Origin of the sequence: Chryseobacterium sp. NFX27, from assembly GCF_049887855.1 — a bacterium.
GTDB lineage: Bacteria > Bacteroidota > Bacteroidia > Flavobacteriales > Weeksellaceae > Chryseobacterium.
The window spans coordinates 400,101-419,323 of sequence record NZ_JAGEKK010000001.1 but is presented as its reverse complement, the minus strand read 5'-3'; the positions used below and the strand labels follow the sequence as shown (position 1 = coordinate 419,323).

17 protein-coding genes are annotated in these 19,223 nt (G+C 37.2%); 12 read left to right on the top strand and 5 right to left on the bottom strand.

The window, feature by feature from the left end:
* Positions 1–24: 24 nt before the first annotated feature.
* Both aspS and J4Q03_RS01950 read right to left on the bottom strand, forming a co-directional pair.
* A complete protein-coding gene (gene aspS / locus J4Q03_RS01955) occupies positions 25–1,779 on the bottom strand; it encodes an aspartate--tRNA ligase (protein ID WP_426046542.1) in 1,755 nt (584 codons plus the stop codon).
* Between the two features lie 161 nt (positions 1,780–1,940).
* Complete coding sequence (locus J4Q03_RS01950; RefSeq protein WP_426046541.1) at positions 1,941–2,300, bottom strand: ankyrin repeat domain-containing protein; 360 nt, start codon at positions 2,298–2,300, stop codon at positions 1,941–1,943.
* A 111-nt stretch (positions 2,301–2,411) separates the two neighbouring features.
* Here J4Q03_RS01950 and J4Q03_RS01945 point away from each other — a divergent pair, with 111 nt between their 5' ends.
* Together J4Q03_RS01945 and J4Q03_RS01940 are read left to right on the top strand one after the other, a co-directional pair.
* The gene (locus J4Q03_RS01945) at positions 2,412–3,806 is read left to right on the top strand and encodes an MATE family efflux transporter (protein ID WP_426046540.1); all 1,395 of its coding nucleotides are present in this window, start codon (positions 2,412–2,414) and stop codon (positions 3,804–3,806) included.
* A 129-nt stretch (positions 3,807–3,935) separates the two neighbouring features.
* Positions 3,936–4,055 (top strand): 30S ribosomal protein THX, encoded by a 120-nt coding sequence (locus tag J4Q03_RS01940; protein WP_426046539.1) that lies wholly within the window; start codon positions 3,936–3,938, stop codon positions 4,053–4,055.
* Between the two features lie 53 nt (positions 4,056–4,108).
* Here J4Q03_RS01940 and J4Q03_RS01935 read toward each other — a convergent pair whose 3' ends face one another.
* The 3 genes from J4Q03_RS01935 to J4Q03_RS01925 all read right to left on the bottom strand — a co-directional run bounded on the left by J4Q03_RS01935 (position 4,109) and on the right by J4Q03_RS01925 (position 6,620).
* A complete protein-coding gene (locus J4Q03_RS01935; RefSeq protein ID WP_426046538.1) occupies positions 4,109–4,768 on the bottom strand; it encodes a DUF937 domain-containing protein in 660 nt (219 codons plus the stop codon).
* A gap of 81 nt (positions 4,769–4,849) precedes the next feature.
* Positions 4,850–6,109, bottom strand: a complete 1,260-nt coding sequence (locus J4Q03_RS01930; RefSeq protein WP_426046537.1) for a protein O-mannosyl-transferase family — start codon at positions 6,107–6,109, stop codon at positions 4,850–4,852.
* 1 nt (position 6,110) lies between these two features.
* Positions 6,111–6,620 carry a DUF2480 family protein gene (locus J4Q03_RS01925; protein ID WP_426046536.1) on the bottom strand — a complete coding sequence of 170 codons (510 nt, stop codon included), beginning with the start codon at positions 6,618–6,620 and terminating at the stop codon, positions 6,111–6,113.
* Between the two features lie 78 nt (positions 6,621–6,698).
* On the opposite strand from J4Q03_RS01925, the gene lpxB reads away from it, so the two are divergent.
* The 10 genes from lpxB to J4Q03_RS01875 all read left to right on the top strand — a co-directional run bounded on the left by lpxB (position 6,699) and on the right by J4Q03_RS01875 (position 19,105).
* Entirely contained in the window at positions 6,699–7,802 is a 1,104-nt protein-coding gene (gene lpxB / locus J4Q03_RS01920; protein ID WP_426046535.1) for a lipid-A-disaccharide synthase, read from the top strand.
* A gap of 53 nt (positions 7,803–7,855) precedes the next feature.
* On the top strand, positions 7,856–8,947 hold the full coding sequence (locus J4Q03_RS01915) for a glycoside hydrolase family 99 protein (RefSeq protein WP_426046534.1): 1,092 nt from the start codon (positions 7,856–7,858) through the stop codon (positions 8,945–8,947).
* A 293-nt stretch (positions 8,948–9,240) separates the two neighbouring features.
* Positions 9,241–10,929: a ComEC/Rec2 family competence protein gene (locus J4Q03_RS01910; RefSeq protein ID WP_426046533.1), complete on the top strand. Its 1,689-nt coding sequence runs from the start codon at positions 9,241–9,243 to the stop codon at positions 10,927–10,929.
* Positions 10,930–11,069: 140 nt separating this feature from the next.
* Complete coding sequence (locus J4Q03_RS01905; RefSeq protein ID WP_116012267.1) at positions 11,070–11,732, top strand: succinate dehydrogenase cytochrome b subunit; 663 nt, start codon at positions 11,070–11,072, stop codon at positions 11,730–11,732.
* 16 nt (positions 11,733–11,748) lie between these two features.
* Entirely contained in the window at positions 11,749–13,761 is a 2,013-nt protein-coding gene (locus J4Q03_RS01900; RefSeq protein ID WP_426046532.1) for a fumarate reductase/succinate dehydrogenase flavoprotein subunit, read from the top strand.
* A gap of 24 nt (positions 13,762–13,785) precedes the next feature.
* A complete protein-coding gene (locus J4Q03_RS01895) occupies positions 13,786–14,553 on the top strand; it encodes a succinate dehydrogenase/fumarate reductase iron-sulfur subunit (protein ID WP_034701967.1) in 768 nt (255 codons plus the stop codon).
* 318 nt (positions 14,554–14,871) lie between these two features.
* Positions 14,872–16,392 carry a TlpA family protein disulfide reductase gene (locus J4Q03_RS01890; protein WP_426046531.1) on the top strand — a complete coding sequence of 507 codons (1,521 nt, stop codon included), beginning with the start codon at positions 14,872–14,874 and terminating at the stop codon, positions 16,390–16,392.
* Between the two features lie 164 nt (positions 16,393–16,556).
* Positions 16,557–17,963 carry a 23S rRNA (uracil(1939)-C(5))-methyltransferase RlmD gene (rlmD, locus tag J4Q03_RS01885; protein ID WP_426046530.1) on the top strand — a complete coding sequence of 469 codons (1,407 nt, stop codon included), beginning with the start codon at positions 16,557–16,559 and terminating at the stop codon, positions 17,961–17,963.
* Between the two features lie 31 nt (positions 17,964–17,994).
* Positions 17,995–18,471, top strand: coding sequence for a DUF6452 family protein (locus tag J4Q03_RS01880; protein ID WP_426046529.1), 477 nt, complete (start codon positions 17,995–17,997; stop codon positions 18,469–18,471).
* The gene (locus tag J4Q03_RS01875; protein ID WP_426046528.1) at positions 18,437–19,105 is read left to right on the top strand and encodes a DUF6048 family protein; all 669 of its coding nucleotides are present in this window, start codon (positions 18,437–18,439) and stop codon (positions 19,103–19,105) included. The genes J4Q03_RS01880 and J4Q03_RS01875 overlap by 35 nt, the downstream gene beginning before the upstream one ends.
* The last annotated feature ends 118 nt before the right edge of the window (positions 19,106–19,223 follow it).

The following is a 19,223-nucleotide window of genomic DNA, read 5'->3' as shown; positions in this document are numbered from 1 at the left end:
GGGGTTGATTTCCCCGCTTTTAATTTATGCTTTTAAATTCAATTGTATTTCAAGTTCATCCAGCTGTGCGTCTGCGATGGATGCCGGTGCATCGATCATCACGTCGCGCCCTGAATTATTCTTAGGGAATGCAATATAATCCCTGATGACTTCATTTCCGTCAAGAATAGCCACCAAACGGTCAAATCCGAAAGCCAAACCACCATGAGGCGGAGCTCCGTATTTAAAGGCATTCATCAGGAACCCAAACTGAGCTTCTGCTTCCTCTTTTGTAAACCCTAAAAGATCAAACATTTTTGACTGTAAATCTCTATCAAAAATTCTGATAGAACCGCCGCCGATTTCGTTTCCGTTCAGCACCATATCATAAGCATTCGCTCTTGCTTTGCCCGGATCTGTTTCCAGTAAGTGAATATCTTCAGGTTTAGGAGATGTGAAAGGGTGGTGCATTGCGTGGTAGCGTCCACTTTCTTCGTCAAATTCCAATAATGGGAAATCTACAACCCAAAGTGGTGCAAAAACGTTTCCTTTTCTTAATCCCAAACGGTTTCCAAGTTCCATTCTCAAAGCAGAAAGCTGAGCTCTTACCTTATTTTCGTTTCCGGATAAGATCAGCATTAAGTCGCCTTCTTTAGCTCCGAATTTTTCGATGATCTTTGCCAGATCTTCCTCGTTGTAAAATTTATTTACCGAAGAAGTCTTCACACCATCGTTCTGGAATTTGGCCCAAACCATTCCGGATGCTCCGATCTGCGGACGTTTTACCCAGTCAACAAGCTCATCAATCTGCTTTCTTGTATAGTCAGCACATCCTTCAACATTAATTCCGACAACCAGTTCAGCGTCATCAAATATTTTAAAATCTTTTCCTTTTACAAGCTCGTTAAGTTCTACGAACTCCATTCCGAAACGGATATCCGGTTTGTCGTTTCCGTATTTTCTCATCGCATCAGCAAAAGTTATTCTCGGGAAATCTCCGAATTCCTGTCCTGTAATATCTTTAAGTAATGTTTTCGTCATACCCTCAAAAACATTCATAATATCTTCCTGCTCTACGAAGGCCATCTCACAGTCGATTTGTGTAAATTCCGGCTGTCTGTCCGCTCTTAAATCTTCATCACGGAAACATTTTACGATCTGGAAATACTTATCCATTCCGCCTACCATCAGAAGCTGCTTGAACGTCTGCGGCGATTGTGGAAGGGCATAAAACTGTCCCGGATTCATTCTGCTGGGAACCACGAAGTCTCTCGCACCTTCCGGAGTAGATTTGATTAAAACCGGAGTTTCCACTTCAATAAATCCTTCGTCTGAAAGATAGTTTCTTACCTTCTGCGCCATCTTATGACGGAAGATCAGTTTATCTCTTACCGGAGCTCTTCTGATATCCAGATAACGGTATTTCATCCTTAATTCTTCACCGCCGTCTGTTTCATCTTCAATAGTGAAAGGCGGAAGCTGGGACTCATTAAGAACCGTTACTTTTTCAACTAAAATTTCAATTTCTCCTGTTGGAATATTGGGGTTTTTACTTACCCTTTCGATTACTTTTCCTGTAACCTGGATCACGAATTCACGGCCCAGTTTTTTTGCATTTTCCATCAATTCCGCTGTAGAACGGTCCTGATCGAAAACCAGTTGGGTAATTCCGTAACGATCTCGAAGATCTATCCAAATCATAAATCCTTTGTCACGGATAGTCTGTACCCATCCGGAAAGTGTAACTTCTTCATTAAGATTTTTCAGAGATAATTCTCCGTTCGTGTGTGATCGAAACATAATTATTTGTTTAAGGTTCAATGTTTAAGATGTATGGTTTAGCTTTCTGATCATAAAGTTTTTCACCATTATTTCCGGATGCAAAGATAAGATTTTTGCAGGTTCTTTAAACAAAAAAACTTCCTTTCGGAAGTCTTGTATATTATTTGAGGGCTTTTTAATTAATTATTAGCAGCGCCTTTCTGTATCAACAGTTGTACGGTTTGTTCTTTGTTTCCTAATTTAGCTAAAGCAAGAGGTGTTTTTCCGTTACATTCTTTATTGATATCTGCCTGATTGTCCAAAAGAAATTTAACAATATTATTTCTACCGTAAAGCGAGCTGAAACCCAATGCGCTGAAAGTCTCATCTTTAAGTGGAAAGCATTTATTGTAATCTGATTTTGAGAAATTCTTTTTAAATGAAGCAATGTTGTCAGACTGAATAGCCTGCATCTGTTTTTTACTAAGCGTTTGAGCAGACAGCATACTCGCAGATCCTGAAATTACAAGCAAAAAGGCAGTAGAGATTATTTTTTTCATAAGATTTCATTAACAATATACAAATCTAAATTATTTTTTTGATATGGGTAACTAAATTTTTATAAGAATTGAATTCGTATTTTTGGAAATCAGATAATTATTGATTAGAAAATGACAAAATATATAGACTTTTTGAAAAAGGCTTTGAGCGGTAAAGAAGTTGATTACACGAAAATAACGATAAGAAGTGCTGTACTTTTACTGGCAATTCCTATGATGCTGGAAATGGCCATGGAATCAGTTTTTGCCTTGGTTGATCTGTACTTTGTGGGCCATCTGAAAGAAAGTGGTTACGCGATTCAGAGTGTAGGTTTAACTGAATCTGTACTTTCAATCATGTATTCTATTGCCATAGGAATGAGCATGGCCGCAACCGCTTTGGTCGCACGTAGAATAGGGGAGAAGAATCCGGAGCAGGCTTCGAGAAGTGCGGCGCAGGTTTTATTGGTTTCACTTATTGTTACTGCAATTCTCAGTTTGTTCGGAGTAATTTATGCTGAGGAAATTTTGATTCTGATGGGCTCAAAACCTGAAGCTGCAGCTTATGGAAAAGATTTCACCCGGATTATGATGGGAAGCAGTGTGATTATTATGCTTTTGTTTTTGATCAACGGGATTTTCAGGGGAGCAGGAAATGCAGCCATTGCCATGAAATCGCTGTGGATCGCCAATATCGTCAACATTATTCTCTGCCCCGTTCTGATCAAAGGTTTTGGGCCTGTTCCTGCAATGGGGCTCACCGGAGCGGCTTTGGCAACTACCATAGGCAGAAGCATCGGGGTGGTTTACCAGCTGTATCATCTTTTGGTTGCTGATACTCAGATCCGGATTGCATTATCTTATTTTATCCCTGATTTCAAGCAGATAAAATCTATTGTAAAAATTGCGACTCCCGGAATTTTCCAGTTTGTGATTGCTTCTTGCAGCTGGATCTTTCTTGCCCAGCTTGTTGCCACTACGGGAGGGGAAAATGCTTCTGCGGGATATCAGACGGCTCTGAGGCTGATGATGTTTTTTATGCTTCCCGCCTGGGGACTGAGTAATGCAGCTTCGACGCTGGTCGGGCAGAATATGGGAGCTAATGAAATGCTGAGAGCTGAACAGTCTGTAATGAAAACAGTAAAATATAATGTAATTTTTATGCTCGCTGTAAGTCTGATATTTTTCCTGCTTGGAGACTTTCTTGTAGGATTTTTTACTCAGGAAACAGAGATTAAAGCTTTTGCCAAAAACGCATTACACATTATGAGTGTCGGGTTTGTTTTCTATGGAATCGGAATGGTTCTTATAAATGCCTTTAACGGAGCCGGCGATACCTGGACACCTACCTGGGTGAACTTTTTTGGATTCTGGCTGTTTCAGATTCCGTTAGCCTATTTCCTATCCAAGCATTTCGGGATGGGCCCGAAAGGGGTTTTTATATCTATTCCTGTAGCAGAAACTTTAATTACTATTGTTGCTTTTATTTTGTTTAAAAAGGGGAAGTGGAAGACGGTGAAAGTATAAAATTGTGGAATTTTAATAGCTTTTCCAGCCCTTAGCTATGTTAGATTTATAAAAATTTTAACAGCCTTAATTTTTTTGATGTATACCATATTGCTTAATTTAGTACTTAACCAATAAATATTTATCACTATGGGAAAAGGAGACAAAAAATCAAGAAGAGGGAAGATCAATGCAGGGAGTTATGGTAAAAGAAGACCCAGAAAGGCTTCTAAGTCAGTTGGTTCTTCCGAAGCTAAAGCGAAGAGCTAAAAATAAAAAGGCTGAAGATCAATCTTCAGCCTTTTTCAATATACAAAATTAAATTATTTTCCTCCTAAAAGGTTGCCAAGGATACTTCCTAATCCACCTCCCTGTTGTTGCTGTTGCTGTCCGCCACCACCAAGTACACTTCCTAAGATGTCATTAAGTGGGTTTCCTCCGGACTGAGCCTGGCCACTTCCTAAAACGCTTCCCAAAATATCATTTAAAGGACTGGATTGTTGTTCTTGAGCCTGGTTGGATGCATTTCCAAGAATTCCGCCTAAAAGATCTCCCAATCCTCCGGCTCCTACATTATTCTGCTGTTTCTCTTTACCAATATATCCCATAATTACCGGAGCAAGCATTGCTAAAATAGGACCTATTTTATCAATTGAGATTCCTGTATTTTGAGAAAGCTGATTTTCAACAGTGCTTTTTTGCCCTCCAAAAACATGATCAAGGATAGATCCTCCTTCAGCCTGTCTGGCTTCAGCTTGTGAAGCGTCATCAAGAATACTTCCGTCGTGATCTTTATCTAATGCGTTATTTAAAGCTTCTGCTTCATTAGCGTCCTGAGACTTGTTTCTAAGGTAAGAAATAACCAAAGGTGCAGCTACTGCCAACAGAGCGATAATCTGGTTTCTGCTGATTCCGAATTTGTTTTCTGCCTGTTCAGCAACCTGATTGCTGGTGTTACCTGTAAGTAGGTCGATTAAACTCATGCTTGTGTTTATTTTAAATATTAAGTAAATCAAAGATATCAAAAAATGTGATTCACGAATTTTTTTACCTCACAATTATTGTTAAAGTTTTTTGATCTCCTCTTCTGTATATCCTTTGCTTTTTAGCAGTTTTATATATTCCATGGCGCTCAAAGTCATCCAGTTAATAGGTTCCGGAGCCGTCTTTTTATCAATAGTAAATTCCAGAATACCGGCATTGTTATTCATCCATGGAAGCATATAATAATCCAGGCCGCCTTTATACTTTTTGAAATTGTGGAATGTCTTTCCTTTTTCTGTCAGGAAAACGGTTTTATAGGTAAGCAGATATCCTAAGGGAATAAGCAGGCAGACCCATGATACTTTTTTAAGAACAGCATATTTCGGATGTGACAGTCCGTATCCCACAGACAGTGCAAAAATAATATTGAAAGGAAGAAAGAAAACATAATTATCCGAAACTGCATAAAAGGTTGAGAAGCCATACACGCACAAAGATCCTGCAAGAAAAACAAAGAACATTTTTCTGTTAGATTTGTATAGAAATACAGCACCCATTATTCCAAAAAAAGTAAATACATTGAAATTGTAAATGAGGTAAGCGAAAGACTGGAGAAAATCTTTAACATATTGTAAAAAGGTCTTCCTGAAAGATTCTTCTACCCAGTGTTCCTGATCCGAACTATAGGATGACTTGAAAGAAAGCCCCTGGGATATATTCAGAATAAATAATGAGGCAAACAGCATTGCAAACACCAACAGGGAAGGATAAAAATATTTTTTTTCACTTTTAAAATAAAAAAGAAAAAGTAAAAAAGCAGGAATCAGTAAAATATTCTGGATATGTACCCACAGACTGATGCCTAGAAATATACCTGCCCATACAATATATTGTTTTTTGTTTTCTATAAAAGTCTTAATCATTGAAAGGAAAAAAAGACTTATCCATAGGGTATTGTAGGTATATACTTCTACAATCTCTGCATTTCGCCAGAATGAGAAGCTGAAACCAAAAACAAAAGCTGCTGCGAGAGAAACCCATTCTGTTTTCGTGATACTTTTAACGGTAAGATAGATTACGGAAACGGTTGCAGCTCCTGAAAAAATGACCAGTAAACGGTTTGCCTCTACCCCATTAAGCCCGGTAATATTTTTAATTAAAATGACTGTATTAATATATAAAAAATGAGTAGTTGCTGTAGCCGTTGTCATGAATTTACCTTTCTCAGCATCCAGTACAAAACCAACACAGTCTGCAAACGGAATTTTTGTAAAACTTCCGGAGTAGTAAATTACAAGAAAAATAAAGAATAAAAATAAGGCGGATAAAGAGTTCCTCATATTAATTCTTTACAATAGGAACATTAGAGCAGGCTTCACCAAACATTAATGATTTTACTAAAGGTTTCAGTTGTTCAACCAGTTCTATGTATGCATTTTCAGGAATTTCTTTGTCAGAGCAGCCCTTTACAAGAACTCTTTTACCTCTCATATCTTCAAAATCGTAAGTCTGAATAGCATTGTGCATCAGGATTACTTCCAGATCTTCACGATCTCCGAAAACAATCTTTTTAGCAACATCTGTAAGCTTGGCAGTTAATACAAAATAAGCCCACAGCGGAACAATAGTATCCACAGAATTGTAAATATATATATAAGCGTCTTGATACTCTTCAGTATTGATGGCGTCTACCTTTTCCCTGAAATCTTTTTCCTTTAGAATAAGTTCCTGAAAAAGGAAATCTTTAAGGTCAATACCTTTTCTTATTCCTTTAGGAACCAGAGTGGATAGGTCGAAATTTATAAGGCCGCTTTCAGCAACTTTATTTCGGATTTCAAATTCTTCTGACATTTTTTATCATTATCTTTGGACAAATTTACAAATTAAGATCAAGTAAACCTTAATTTGTTCTCTATCCTTACTATAGAAATGAAGTATTATATTATTGCAGGAGAGGCTTCCGGTGATCTGCATGGAAGCAACTTAATGAAAGCCCTTAAACAGAAAGATCCGCAGGCGGAAATAAGATTCTGGGGTGGCGATCTTATGAAAACACAGGGAGGAACACTGGTAAAACATTACCGTGATCTGGCATTTATGGGTTTTCTGGAAGTTGCTATGAATTTAAGAACCATCCTCAATAATATCAAATTCTGTAAGGAAGATATCAGAAAAAACAAACCTGATATTCTTATTCTGGTTGATTATCCCGGATTTAATTTAAGGATTGCCAAGTTTGCAAAAGAGCTAGGGATAAAAGTGGTCTATTATATTTCCCCACAGCTATGGGCATGGAAAGAAGGAAGAGTAGAAATCATTAAAAAATATGTAGACGAAATGATGGTTATTCTTCCCTTTGAAGAGGATTTTTATAAAGGACATGGCGTTCATTCCCATTTCGTAGGACATCCGCTTCTTGATGCGATAGCCGGGCTGAATAATATCAGTGTTGAAGAATTTAAAAAAGAACACGGCCTTAATGAAAAAGAAATCATTGCACTTCTTCCTGGTTCCAGAAAACAGGAAGTGGAAAAAATGCTTGAAATTATGCTATCCGTGAGACCGAATTTTAAAAATTACCAGTTTGTCATTGCTGGTGCGCCAAGTCTTCCAAAAGAATTCTATCAGAAATATGTGGATGATAACGTTCATTTCGTTTCCAACAGGACCTATGATCTGCTGAGATGCTCGAAAGCTGCTTTAGTCACTTCGGGAACAGCAACCCTGGAAACTGCTTTGCTTAATGTTCCGGAAGTGGTATGCTACCGTGGAAGTAAAATTTCTTATGCCATTGCAAAAAGACTCGTAAAAAATATTAAATATATTTCTCTCGTGAATCTGATCATGGACAGAGAAGTGGTAAAAGAGCTGATCCAAAACGACCTGAATACCAAAAACCTTGTAGAAGAACTCAATAAAATTATAGAGGGCGAAAAAAGGAATCAGGTTTTGGAAGATTACAGCCTTTTGAGGGAAAAACTTGGCGGAAAAGGAGCCAGTGAAAAAGCTGCTGAGGTAATTTTAAGTATTTAATTACTCTTTCTGAATGATCTACTGAATGATTTTACAGATTTAAATTTTTATCAATGAATTTTTTTAAAAGCTTTCTTGTATTAATTTTATTGACCTTCATTTCACCGAAAAATTTTGCTCAGAACAGCAAATCCCGGGATAAGGTTCAGATCTTCTATTATGGATGGTACAGAAACCCCGAGGTGGACGGAAAATATGATCATTGGAATCATGATATTTTGCCTCACTGGAACAATCCGAAATGGAACAACTTAGGAAATTACAAAGGAGGTGACGATATTGGAGCCAATTTCTATCCGGCTTTGGGAAATTACAGTTCCAATGATCCTGCAGTCATTAAAAAGCACATGAAAATGATCCGGGAATCCGGTGTTGGAGTGGTTGTTTTAAGCTGGCTGGGAAAAGATTCATTTGTTGATCAAAGTATTGCCCAATATCTGGATATAGCTGACCAATTTAACTTAAAGGTTGCTTTTCACATAGAACCGTTTTACAAAAATATAACCGAGCTTAGAGAACAGCTTTCTTATCTGGTGAAAACCTATTCCCAGCATCATGCCTTTTACAAAAAAGATGGAAAGCCACTGTACTATGTGTACGACAGTTATAAAATTTCACCGTCAGAATGGTCAGAACTTCTTTCTGAAAACGGAAGAAAAACAGTTCGGAAAACAGAATTAGACGGACTTTACATAGGATTATGGGTTGAAAAAGAACATTCTGATTTTTTTGAGAAATCCGGTTTTGATGGTTTTTATACCTATTTTGCCAGCGAAGGTTTTGTTTTCGGAAGTACAACTTCCAATTGGAGCTATCTTTCCCAGTATGCAAAAGACCGGAATCTTATTTTTATTCCGTGCGTGGGCCCGGGATATTCAGATACCAGAATAAGACCCTGGAATGAAGCCAATTTCAAAAGCAGGGAAAATGGAAAATATTATGAAAGAATGTTTGATGCTGCCATCAAAGTAAATCCTGATTTTATAGGGATCACTTCTTTCAATGAATGGCATGAAGGAACACAGATAGAACCTGCAATTCCTAAAAAGTCAGGAAATTTCAAATACGGAGACTACGGAAAAGATTCCTGGTTCTATATAAAAGAGACCAAACGCTTGACAGACCGATTTTTAAGCGGCAAATAATCCAGAGAATTACCTTTTACAAGACTATTCGACTGCAAAGCTATCTTTTACAGATATCTTTTATTTTTTATTTGAAACCTGATTTCATAGTAAATAATCAAGTTGCATATTATTCATTTAATTGGGAGTAATACCTGAACTCTGCAAAATCTGTGTTATTCAATAACCAAATAAATGAATTATTTTTTTTGATTGTAAATATCGCACAATTGAACAAACAGCCGCTTCTCATTTTATCCGTATGTTTTATCCTCGGGATTCTCCTTAAGGATAGATTTTTACTGGATAAAACTATGATTTATATAGTTTTTGCAAGCTGTTTATCAATTTTCGTTTTATATTTTTTGAATTCTTATTTTCTGCATAAAACAAAAGCAATACTGCTGGGATTGATGTTTTTCGGAGCCGGGATAATCCTTCATTTTTTTAATACTTTTCCGTCCGGTAACCTGTCTGTTCCTCAAAACGGAACGGTGTTTTTTAAGATTTCAAAAAAACTGAATTCTACAGAAAAAAACAAAAAATATGAAGCCGTTATCCGTGCAGGAAAAGAAAATTTCAATGCCGTTCTCTATATTCCTAAAACAAATAAAGAACTTGATTTTGAGCATTATTATAAAGCCGATGCTTACCTGTCAAAAACAAAATTTCCGCAGTACAGCTTTCAGTTTGATTATGCAAGGTATTTAAAAAGGAAAAATATTGAATATCAGTGTTATATATCCAAAAGTATTTCCTCTGCAGAGAGAGAAGGTTTAAGCCTGAATGAGCGGATCCGGCAACATAGATTAGAAATATTACAAAAAATTAATCAGGTTGATATGTCCCCGAAAAGCCGGGAATTTTTGAAAGGAATTATTTTGGCAGACAGAACAGAAATGGATTCTGAAACGGTAGAGGATTTCAACAGGTCCGGAATGGTTCATTTATTAGCTATTTCAGGAACACATATTGTCGTTATTTTTGGAATGTTCTACTTTTTACTGACACGGTTCAGCCCTCTCCGGTTTAGAAAATATGCAGTTATTTCCAGTATTGTTTTTATCTGGCTGTTTGCTGTATTCATTGGTTTTGGAAATTCTGTGATACGTTCCTGCATTATGTTGACGGTATATTTTGTTTATGTACTTCTCCAGAGAAAACCGGATCTGCTTCATTCCCTTTCATTATCGGCAATGATTATTTTAGTTGTTGATACACAGCAGCTTTTCGATGTTGGTTTTCAACTCAGCTTTATTGCTGTGTTGGGGATTTTTTGGTTAAACCAGCCGTTTTTGAAATATTTCCCAAAGCAGAATAATTATTTTAAAAAAATAATCTGCAATACCATAACCATTTCTCTTTCTGCACAACTGGCGACACTTCCGCTGGTTCTTTATTACTTTCACCAGTTTTCGCTGGTTTCTGTACCTGCTAACATTCTGATTGTACCATTTTCAGAAATATTGATCGTATTTTCTTTTTTAATGACGGTTCTCATCGGTTTGAAGATCGATTTTACGTGGATCAATTTTTTATATGACGGATCTATCCAGGTTTTATTGAGCCTTATTCACTGGTTTTCAGGGAGGGAGATGCTGTTTTATTCAAATATAGCGATGAATATTGCTGAAGTAACATCTTTGTCTGTTGTCATTTATATGCTGAGATCATTGCTTTTAAAAATCAATTTTAAAAATTTAACCAGGGTGGCGGCGATGGTTTTAGTGTTTTTTATAATCAGAACAGGGTTTACTATTTTTGAAAATCAGAAAGAAGAGATACTGCTTCATGATTTTAATAAAACTAAAGTATTATCAGTGAAGATAGGAAGTAAGGCATGTTTCTGGATAGCGGAAAATTCTGATGAAAAGAAAATTTTAAAATTTATAACCGGTCCATACTGCTCTTCAAGACGCATTCAGATCATGGAAATAAAAACCTTTCCCCAAACAGCAGAAAAGGTAGTGTATAATGGCAGAATTTATGATTTGAAAAAATAAACAGTACATTTCTTCTTTTCCTTTAAATAATGCGATAGATTCTTATTTAGAAAGATTACAAACTGTCTAATTGTGAGATTTCTCACTTTTTGATATAGTTAACATTTCTTAATTTTGTGGAAAATCAAATGTAAACTTATATGGCAGGTTTAACGAGTTCTACGATAGGTAGAAAATATGCTATGGCATTGTCGGCTATGTTTTTGCTGATATTTCTTGTGATGCACCTTTCTGTAAACCTTTTGTCGGTTTTTGGTGAGGATGCGTACAACAATGCTTCGCAATTCATGGGGTACAATCCTCTTATTCAATTTGTAATGCAGCCAATTTTGATATTTGCTGTCGTTTTCCATTTTGTAATGGGGTTTGTTTTGGAAATTAAAAACCAAAAAGCACGCCCTGTGAAATACAATTCAAACAATCCTTCTCACAATTCTACGTGGATGTCAAGAAATATGATTATTTCCGGTGCTGTGATTTTGGCTTTTGTTTTTCTTCATTTGTATGATTTCTGGCTTCACGAAATGAACTACAAATATATTGACGGACTGCCGATTGAAGAAACACGTTTCTGGGGAGACCTGCACGCAAAGTTTGCAGATCTTTGGAGAGTGGTTTTATATGTAGTTTCTTTTGTTTTGCTGGGACTGCATTTAGCCCACGGTTTCCAATCTTCGTTCCAGTCTATTGGGGCAAGACATCCGAAATATACTCCGGTAATCAAAGCTTTTGGAAAATGGTACTCAATCCTTATTCCTGCAGGTTTTATTTTTATTGCAATTTATCACTTCGTAACTCAATAATATCAGTATACCAATTATGAGTAAATTAGATTCAAAAATTCCGGCTGGTCCTTTAAAGGATAAATGGAAGCATCATAAAGACCATATGAACCTTGTTGCACCAAACAACAGAGATAAGATTGATATTATTGTTGTAGGTACAGGTTTGGCAGGAGGTTCTGCAGCAGCTACTTTAGCTGAGCAGGGATATAACGTAAAAGCGTTCTGCTACCAGGATTCTCCAAGAAGAGCACACTCAATTGCTGCACAGGGAGGTATCAATGCTGCTAAAAACTATCAGGGTGATGGTGACTCTACCTACAGATTATTCTATGACACCATCAAAGGTGGTGACTATAGAGCAAGAGAGGCCAACGTTTACAGATTAGCTGAGGTTTCTGCCAATATTATTGACCAGTGCGTTTCGCAGGGTGTTCCTTTCGGAAGAGATTACGGCGGTCAGTTAGATAACCGTTCATTTGGTGGAGTTCAGGTAAAAAGAACATTCTATGCAAAAGGACAGACCGGACAGCAGTTATTGCTAGGAGCCTATTCTGCAATGAGCCGTCAGATTGGTAAAGGAAGAATTAAAATGTACAACCGTCATGAAATGATGGAATTGGTAATTGTAGACGGAAAAGCAAGAGGAATTATCGCAAGAAACCTGGTAACAGGTGAAATCGAAAGACACTCTGCTCACGCTGTGGTTATTGCTTCAGGAGGCTATGGAAACGTATATTTCCTTTCTACAAACGCAATGGGATCCAACGTTTCAGCGGCTTGGAAAATCCATAAAAAAGGAGCGTATTTTGCCAACCCTTGTTATGTACAGATTCACCCGACTTGTATTCCGGTTCATGGAACACAGCAGTCTAAACTGACTTTGATGTCAGAATCATTAAGAAACTCAGGAAGAATCTGGGTTCCCAAGAAAATTGAAGATTCTGTAGCGATCAGAGAAGGAAAGCTTAGACCTGAAAATATTAAAGAAGAAGATAGAGATTATTATTTAGAAAGAAGATATCCTGCATTCGGAAACTTAGTGCCTAGAGACGTTGCGTCGAGAGCTGGTAAAGAAAGATGTGATGCTGGTTACGGAATCGAAAATAATGATACTAAAGAAGGTGTTTACTTAGATTTCTCTACAGAGATTATTAAAAAGGGTAAGGAAGCCGCTATCGAAAAACATATTCATAATCCTACAGATCAGCAGATCTATGATTTAGGAAAAGCCTGGATTGAGGAAAAATACGGTAACTTATTCGTGATGTACGAAAAAATTACGGCTGATGATCCTTATAAAACTCCAATGAAGATCTATCCTGCCGTTCACTACACAATGGGTGGTGTTTGGGTAGATTATAACCTTCAGTCTACCATTCCTGGGTGTTTCGTAATCGGTGAAGCAAATTTCTCAGATCACGGAGCTAACAGATTGGGAGCTTCTGCTTTGATGCAGGGGTTGGCAGACGGATATTTCGTACTTCCTTATACAATTGCAGATTATCTTTCTGCAGATATCAGAACAGGAACAATTCCTACAACTTCCGGCGAATTCGATCAGGCTGAAAAAGAAATTAAAGACAAAGTAAATTTCTTCTTAAATAATAAAGGAACTCACTCAGTAGATCATTTCCACAAAAAATTAGGACACATTATGTGGAATAAAGTAGGAATGGGAAGAACTCCTGAAGGTTTGAGAGAAGCTATTGCTGAAATTGCTCAGGTGAAAAAAGAATTCTGGAGCGATGTGAAAGTTCCTGGTGATGCAGATGGAATGAACACTGAGCTTGAAAAAGCTTTCAGAGTGGCAGATTTCATCGAATTAGGACAATTAATGGCAATCGATGCATTACACAGAAACGAATCTTGTGGAGGACATTTCAGAGAAGACCATGCTACTCCTGAAGGTGAAGCTGAAAGAGACGATGTTAACTTCAAATATGTAGCAGCTTGGGAATATCAAACAGATGATATCACAACGGAAGTGCTGCATAAAGAAGATCTGATCTATGAAAACATTGAAGTTAAAGCAAGAAGTTACAAATAATCTCCAACCTATAAATAAATAATTATGAGTGCAAAAAAAGGCCTTCATCTTACCCTAAAAATTTGGAGACAAAAAAATAGCAAAACTAAAGGTCAGTTTGAGACCTACAAGATATCAGATGTTTCTACAGATTCTTCATTCTTAGAAATGTTGGACATCCTGAATGAAAATATTATTAACGAAGGAAAAGAACCTATCGCTTTTGACCACGATTGCCGTGAAGGAATCTGCGGGATGTGTTCCCTTTATATCAACGGTAGAGCACATGGTCCGGATACAGGGATTACGACTTGCCAGCTTCACATGAGAATGTTCAAAGACGGTGAAACTATCGTTATTGAACCTTGGAGAAGCGCAGCGTTCCCGGTTATCAAAGACTTAATGGTAGACAGAAGCGCATTCGACAGGGTAATGGCTGCCGGAGGATTTATTTCTGTGAATACTTCAGGTAATACATTAGATGCCAATGCTATTCCGGTTCCTAAAGAAGATGCAGACAAAGCAATGGATGCAGCAGCATGTATCGGATGTGGGGCGTGTGTAGCTACTTGTAAAAACGGATCTGCAATGCTATTCGTAGGAGCTAAGGTTTCTCAGTTTGCTTTACTTCCTCAGGGTAGGGTAGAAGCCAAAAGAAGAGTTCTGAACATGGTGAAAGCCATGGATGAAGAAGGATTCGGAAACTGTTCAAATACCGGAGCATGTGAAGTGGAATGTCCGAAAGGAATTTCTCTTGAAAACATTGCCAGAATGAACAGAGAATATATGGCTGCTATGGTAGATCAGGGATAGAAACTATTCAAAATATATAAAAAATCGTCTTCATTATGGAGACGATTTTTTTATACATATGCTTTAGCTGTTAAAATTTGTTAAGGTGTTGATCAGATAAGATATTCTTTGATTTAATAAGTCTATATTTGGTGAGCACTTGAATGTGTGAGAAAAGGATTGTCATTTTTTGAGATTCCTTTTCTGGTGAGAGATTTTAAAGAAAAGAAGGCCCTTAAAGTCCCATTTTTACAGGTTCTCATAAAATTTTCAAAAAAAATAAATAGTGTTAATCAGCAAACCGTAAAAAACGTATTTTTGCGTAATATTAAAATTGAAATGAAAAAATATCTTTTATTGTTTATCATCACAGCTTTTGTGATGTCTTGTTCAAAAAAAGTTGAAGTTAAAGGAAAAATTACCGGAAGTTCACCACTCGAAAGAATTGAATTTGTTGAAGCTTCTGGTGTAGCAACCCTTCCGCTTGTTAATATTGGTTTAGATAAAAATGGAAACTTTACAGGAAGCTTTGAAGCTCCTAAAGATGGAATGTACGTCATCAACTATGCAGGAAGACAAAACCTGATTTATCTTGAAGGCGGTCAGAACCTGAATATTTCCGGAAATGCAATGACTTTCCCAAATGAATTTGTAGTAACGGGAGATGCTAAGAAGAATAATGATTTCCTTCAGGCCAGCCAAAAGTTCTTAGGAGAATATGGAAGTAAAATCAACATCCAGCAGTTAATGTCAGGAGATGAAAAAACCTTCCTGAAAGGAGCTCAGAAAATTGAAGCCGACATCAATAAAAACGTAGAAGATGTTGCGCAAAAAAATAATCCAAGCAAAGGAATCTTAGAATGGAAAAAGAATGATGTGAAAGTAACGATCCTTAACCTTCTTGCCAACTATGAAATGTCACAGCGCCAGATGTCAGGGAATCCATCATTTAAAGTATCAAAAGCTTTCCAGGATTACGAAACAAAACTGGAAGGGAATAAAGATGTCATGGTGAAAACCATTCCGTTATACAGACAGTATCTTCTTGTAAAAATGAGCCCTGATTTTCAAAAATATGCTGAGGCAAAAACGAAAGGTAAAACAGATGTTATCACTTCTGAAATTTTTGCACAGTTCCTGAAAGACAGAAAAGAAATTTCACAGACTGCCAAGGATTATCTGTTGGCATTTGTAGTAGCTCAGGATATTCATCCGGGTGCCCCTGCAAAAAATACGGAGAAAGTTAAAAAAATCATCGATACAGATATTACGGATGCTGGCATCAAAGCAGATCTGGTTAAAATGCAGGTAGCAATCAATGGAGTTAAAGTAGGTGAAGCTGCGCCGGAAGCAGCATTAGTGAAAGCAGACGGTAAATCTTATCAGCTTTCTGAAAATAAAGGAAAACCATACATGCTGTTCTTTTACGCATCCTGGAATCCTTACATAAGTGAAGCTACAGTTCCGGTACTAAAAGAAGTAGTAAATTTCTATAAGTCTAAAATGAACTTTGTTTTTGTAAACGTAGATGATACTAAAGATCAGTTTGTAAAAACCAGCAGTGCATTACTGAAGGGAATTCCGGGAACAAATGTTTACGGAGAAAAAGGTTTAGAATCAGAGATCGCTAAAAAATACGGAGTTTACGGATTTAAACTGCCTTGCTTTGTGATTGTGGACAAAGATGGCAAAATTGCAAGCAGATCTTTTGTAAATCTTGGCGAACAGGAAGTCGTAACGGTTTTGGATAAACTTACAGGTCTTTCTGCGCCGAAAGTACAGCCAAATATTCAAATGCAGCCGGGAGCGATGGATCCTTCAGCACAGCCTGTGAATCCTCAGCCTGCCCCAACAAAATAATAAACTTTAACATAGATGGAAACCTTATCTTCGGATAAGGTTTTTTTTATTGTATTTTTGCGGAATCAAACCGGAAGATTCTTTCGGCTGTGTTAGAAAATAGAAATAGAGTTTAGGATGAGCTGGAGAGCTCCTCCGACCATTAAAAGAAATTGAGTTTAGGGATGAGAAAGAAGAAAGATATAATTCTTGAAAACATTAAACTGTTTGGTGCCGGTGCAAAAGGCGTTGCAATAGGAAAAACCGAAGAAGGAAAGACCGTACTTATTTCCGGAGCCGTTCCCGGGGATATAGTCAATGCCAGAGTGAAAAAATCCAAATCTAAATACTATGAGGCAGAAACCACAGAAATTGTGGAGAAGTCGCCATTCAGAGTAGATCCCAAATGTATTCATTTCGGAACATGCGGTGGATGCAAGTGGCAGAACATGAGCTACGAAAAACAGCTTGATTTCAAACAGGAAGAAGTATATAATAATATTAAAAGAATCGGCGGAATTGACAATTTTGAAACCGTTCCCATCTTAGGTGCCGAAGAACAGTATTTCTACAGAAATAAGATGGAGTTTTCCTTTTCCAATGCGAGATGGCTTACCCAATACGAAATAAGCTCTGAAGAGAATTTCGGAAGCAAAGATGCTTTAGGTTTCCATATTCCCGGAATGTGGAGTAAGATCCTGGACCTGAAAGAATGTTTCCTGCAGGAAGAGCCCTCCAATGCTATACGTTTAGCGGTAAAAAACTATGGTGTAAACAATGGGTTGGATTTCTTTGATGTCAGAAATCAGGAAGGTTTTTTGAGAACCTTAATGATGAGGCAGAACTCTAAAGGCGAATGGATGGTTTTATTCCAGCTTTACAGAGAAGAAAAAGAAAACAGAGAAAAGCTTTTCCAGTTCTTGCTGGAGAAATTTCCACAGATTAAAACACTGGTTTACGCCATCAATCCGAAGCAGAACGATTCTATTTACGATCTGGATATCAATATCTATTTTGGAGAAGGTTTCCTGATGGAAGAAATGGATGGACTGAAGTTTAAGATTGGACCAAAATCATTCTTTCAGACCAATTACAAACAGGCTTTGGAGCTTTACAGAAAAACATTAGAGTTTGCTGATTTGAAAGGTCATGAAGTAGTATATGATCTGTATACAGGAACAGGAACTATTGCCCAGTATGTTGCCAGAAATGCAAAACAGGTGATAGGTATAGAATCTGTTCAGGAAGCCATAGATGCAGCCATTGAACATGCTGAATTAAATGGTCTTACCAATACAACATTCTATTGTGGAGATATGAAAAATGTCTTTAACGATGAGTTTTTAGAAAATCATCCGAAAGCAGATGTTTTAATTACCGATCCGCCAAGAGATGGAATGCATCAGAAAGTGGTGGAGCAGATATTGAAACTTGCTCCGGAAAAAGTAGTCTATGTAAGTTGCAATTCAGCAACACAGGCAAGAGATCTTGCCTTGATGAAAGAACATTATACTTTGGTGAAAATTCTTCCGGTAGATATGTTTCCGCAAACCCATCACGTGGAAAATATAGCATTGCTGATTAAAAAATAAATTTATTTAAATTTGAATTTCAAATCTTAATATGAAGTATTTTAAATTTCTCGTGATAATCTGTTTTGTAGGAATGCTTTTTTCCTGTGGAGGAGATGACGATATCTGCGAAAGCGGTGAAGGGACGCCCAGAATGAAAGTGGCATTCAAGTCTTTGGCATCAGGAAAAGCAACTACTCTGGATTCATTATATGTAGCCGTAGATTACGGCTCTGGTAAAGTACAGCTGGGAAAAGCTGAGAAAATCGATTCAAGGCTTATTCCTTTACGAGTGGATGATTCACCTTATACGGATGTTTATTTCAGACTTGAAGATAAAGGGGTAGAATCTCACGTTCGCGTTAATTATACAACAAAAAACGCCTATGTTTCTCCGGGATGCGGGATCAAAAAAACGTACGAGAATTTAACCTCAGAATTAATACAATCAAATCCTGTCCTGAAAGTGGAAGCAGGACAAAACCAAATTGAGAATGAAGACAAGACTAATCTTTTCCTTCTTTTTTAGCATAATAGGAATAGCCGGGTTCGCCCAGGAAAAAAAAGAAACTCAGGAAGCCAAGAAAGTCCAGGAGAAATACAAACCGAATTTTATGGTAGGTTTTGATATTCTTAATACGGGTGTTTCTTTTTTTTCGGATAGAATGCTTTACCAGGGTTTTATTTCATCAAAAGTGAAAGGAAATATTCATGCTATTGCAGAAGCCGGTTTTGAGAAAAACGTATATCAAAAGAACGGCTATGATGCAAAAGCAAGCGGCCCTTTTGTAAAGCTGGGTGCTTTTTATATGCTGGCAAAAGATCCTGAAAATGAATTCAACGGTTTTTATGCAGGAGGTAAGATAGGAGGTGCATTCTACAATCAGGAGTATATGGCAGTCCCGGTCCGCGGATTTGGGGGCAGCACTTCCTCTGTGGCATTTCCTTCCTCATCACAAACCTCTGCCTGGGTAGAAGGAACTTTGGGAGGAAGAGTACAGCTGTTTGAATCCAACTTTTATATAGATATCAATCTTCAGCCGAAGTATTTGGTATACACCACCAAACAGGATGAGATTACACCAATGATCGTTCCCGGATTTGGTAAAAGCTCAACGAAATTCAATATGGGCTTTGCCTGGAATATTGCCTATAAATTTTAAAATAAAATCATTTTTATAATAATGAATCCTCAGATATGTCTGGGGATTTTTGTTGCTGTGGTAAGTTTTTAACTAAATGAATTTATGTTTATTATTTATTATTCTTTGTTATTTGATA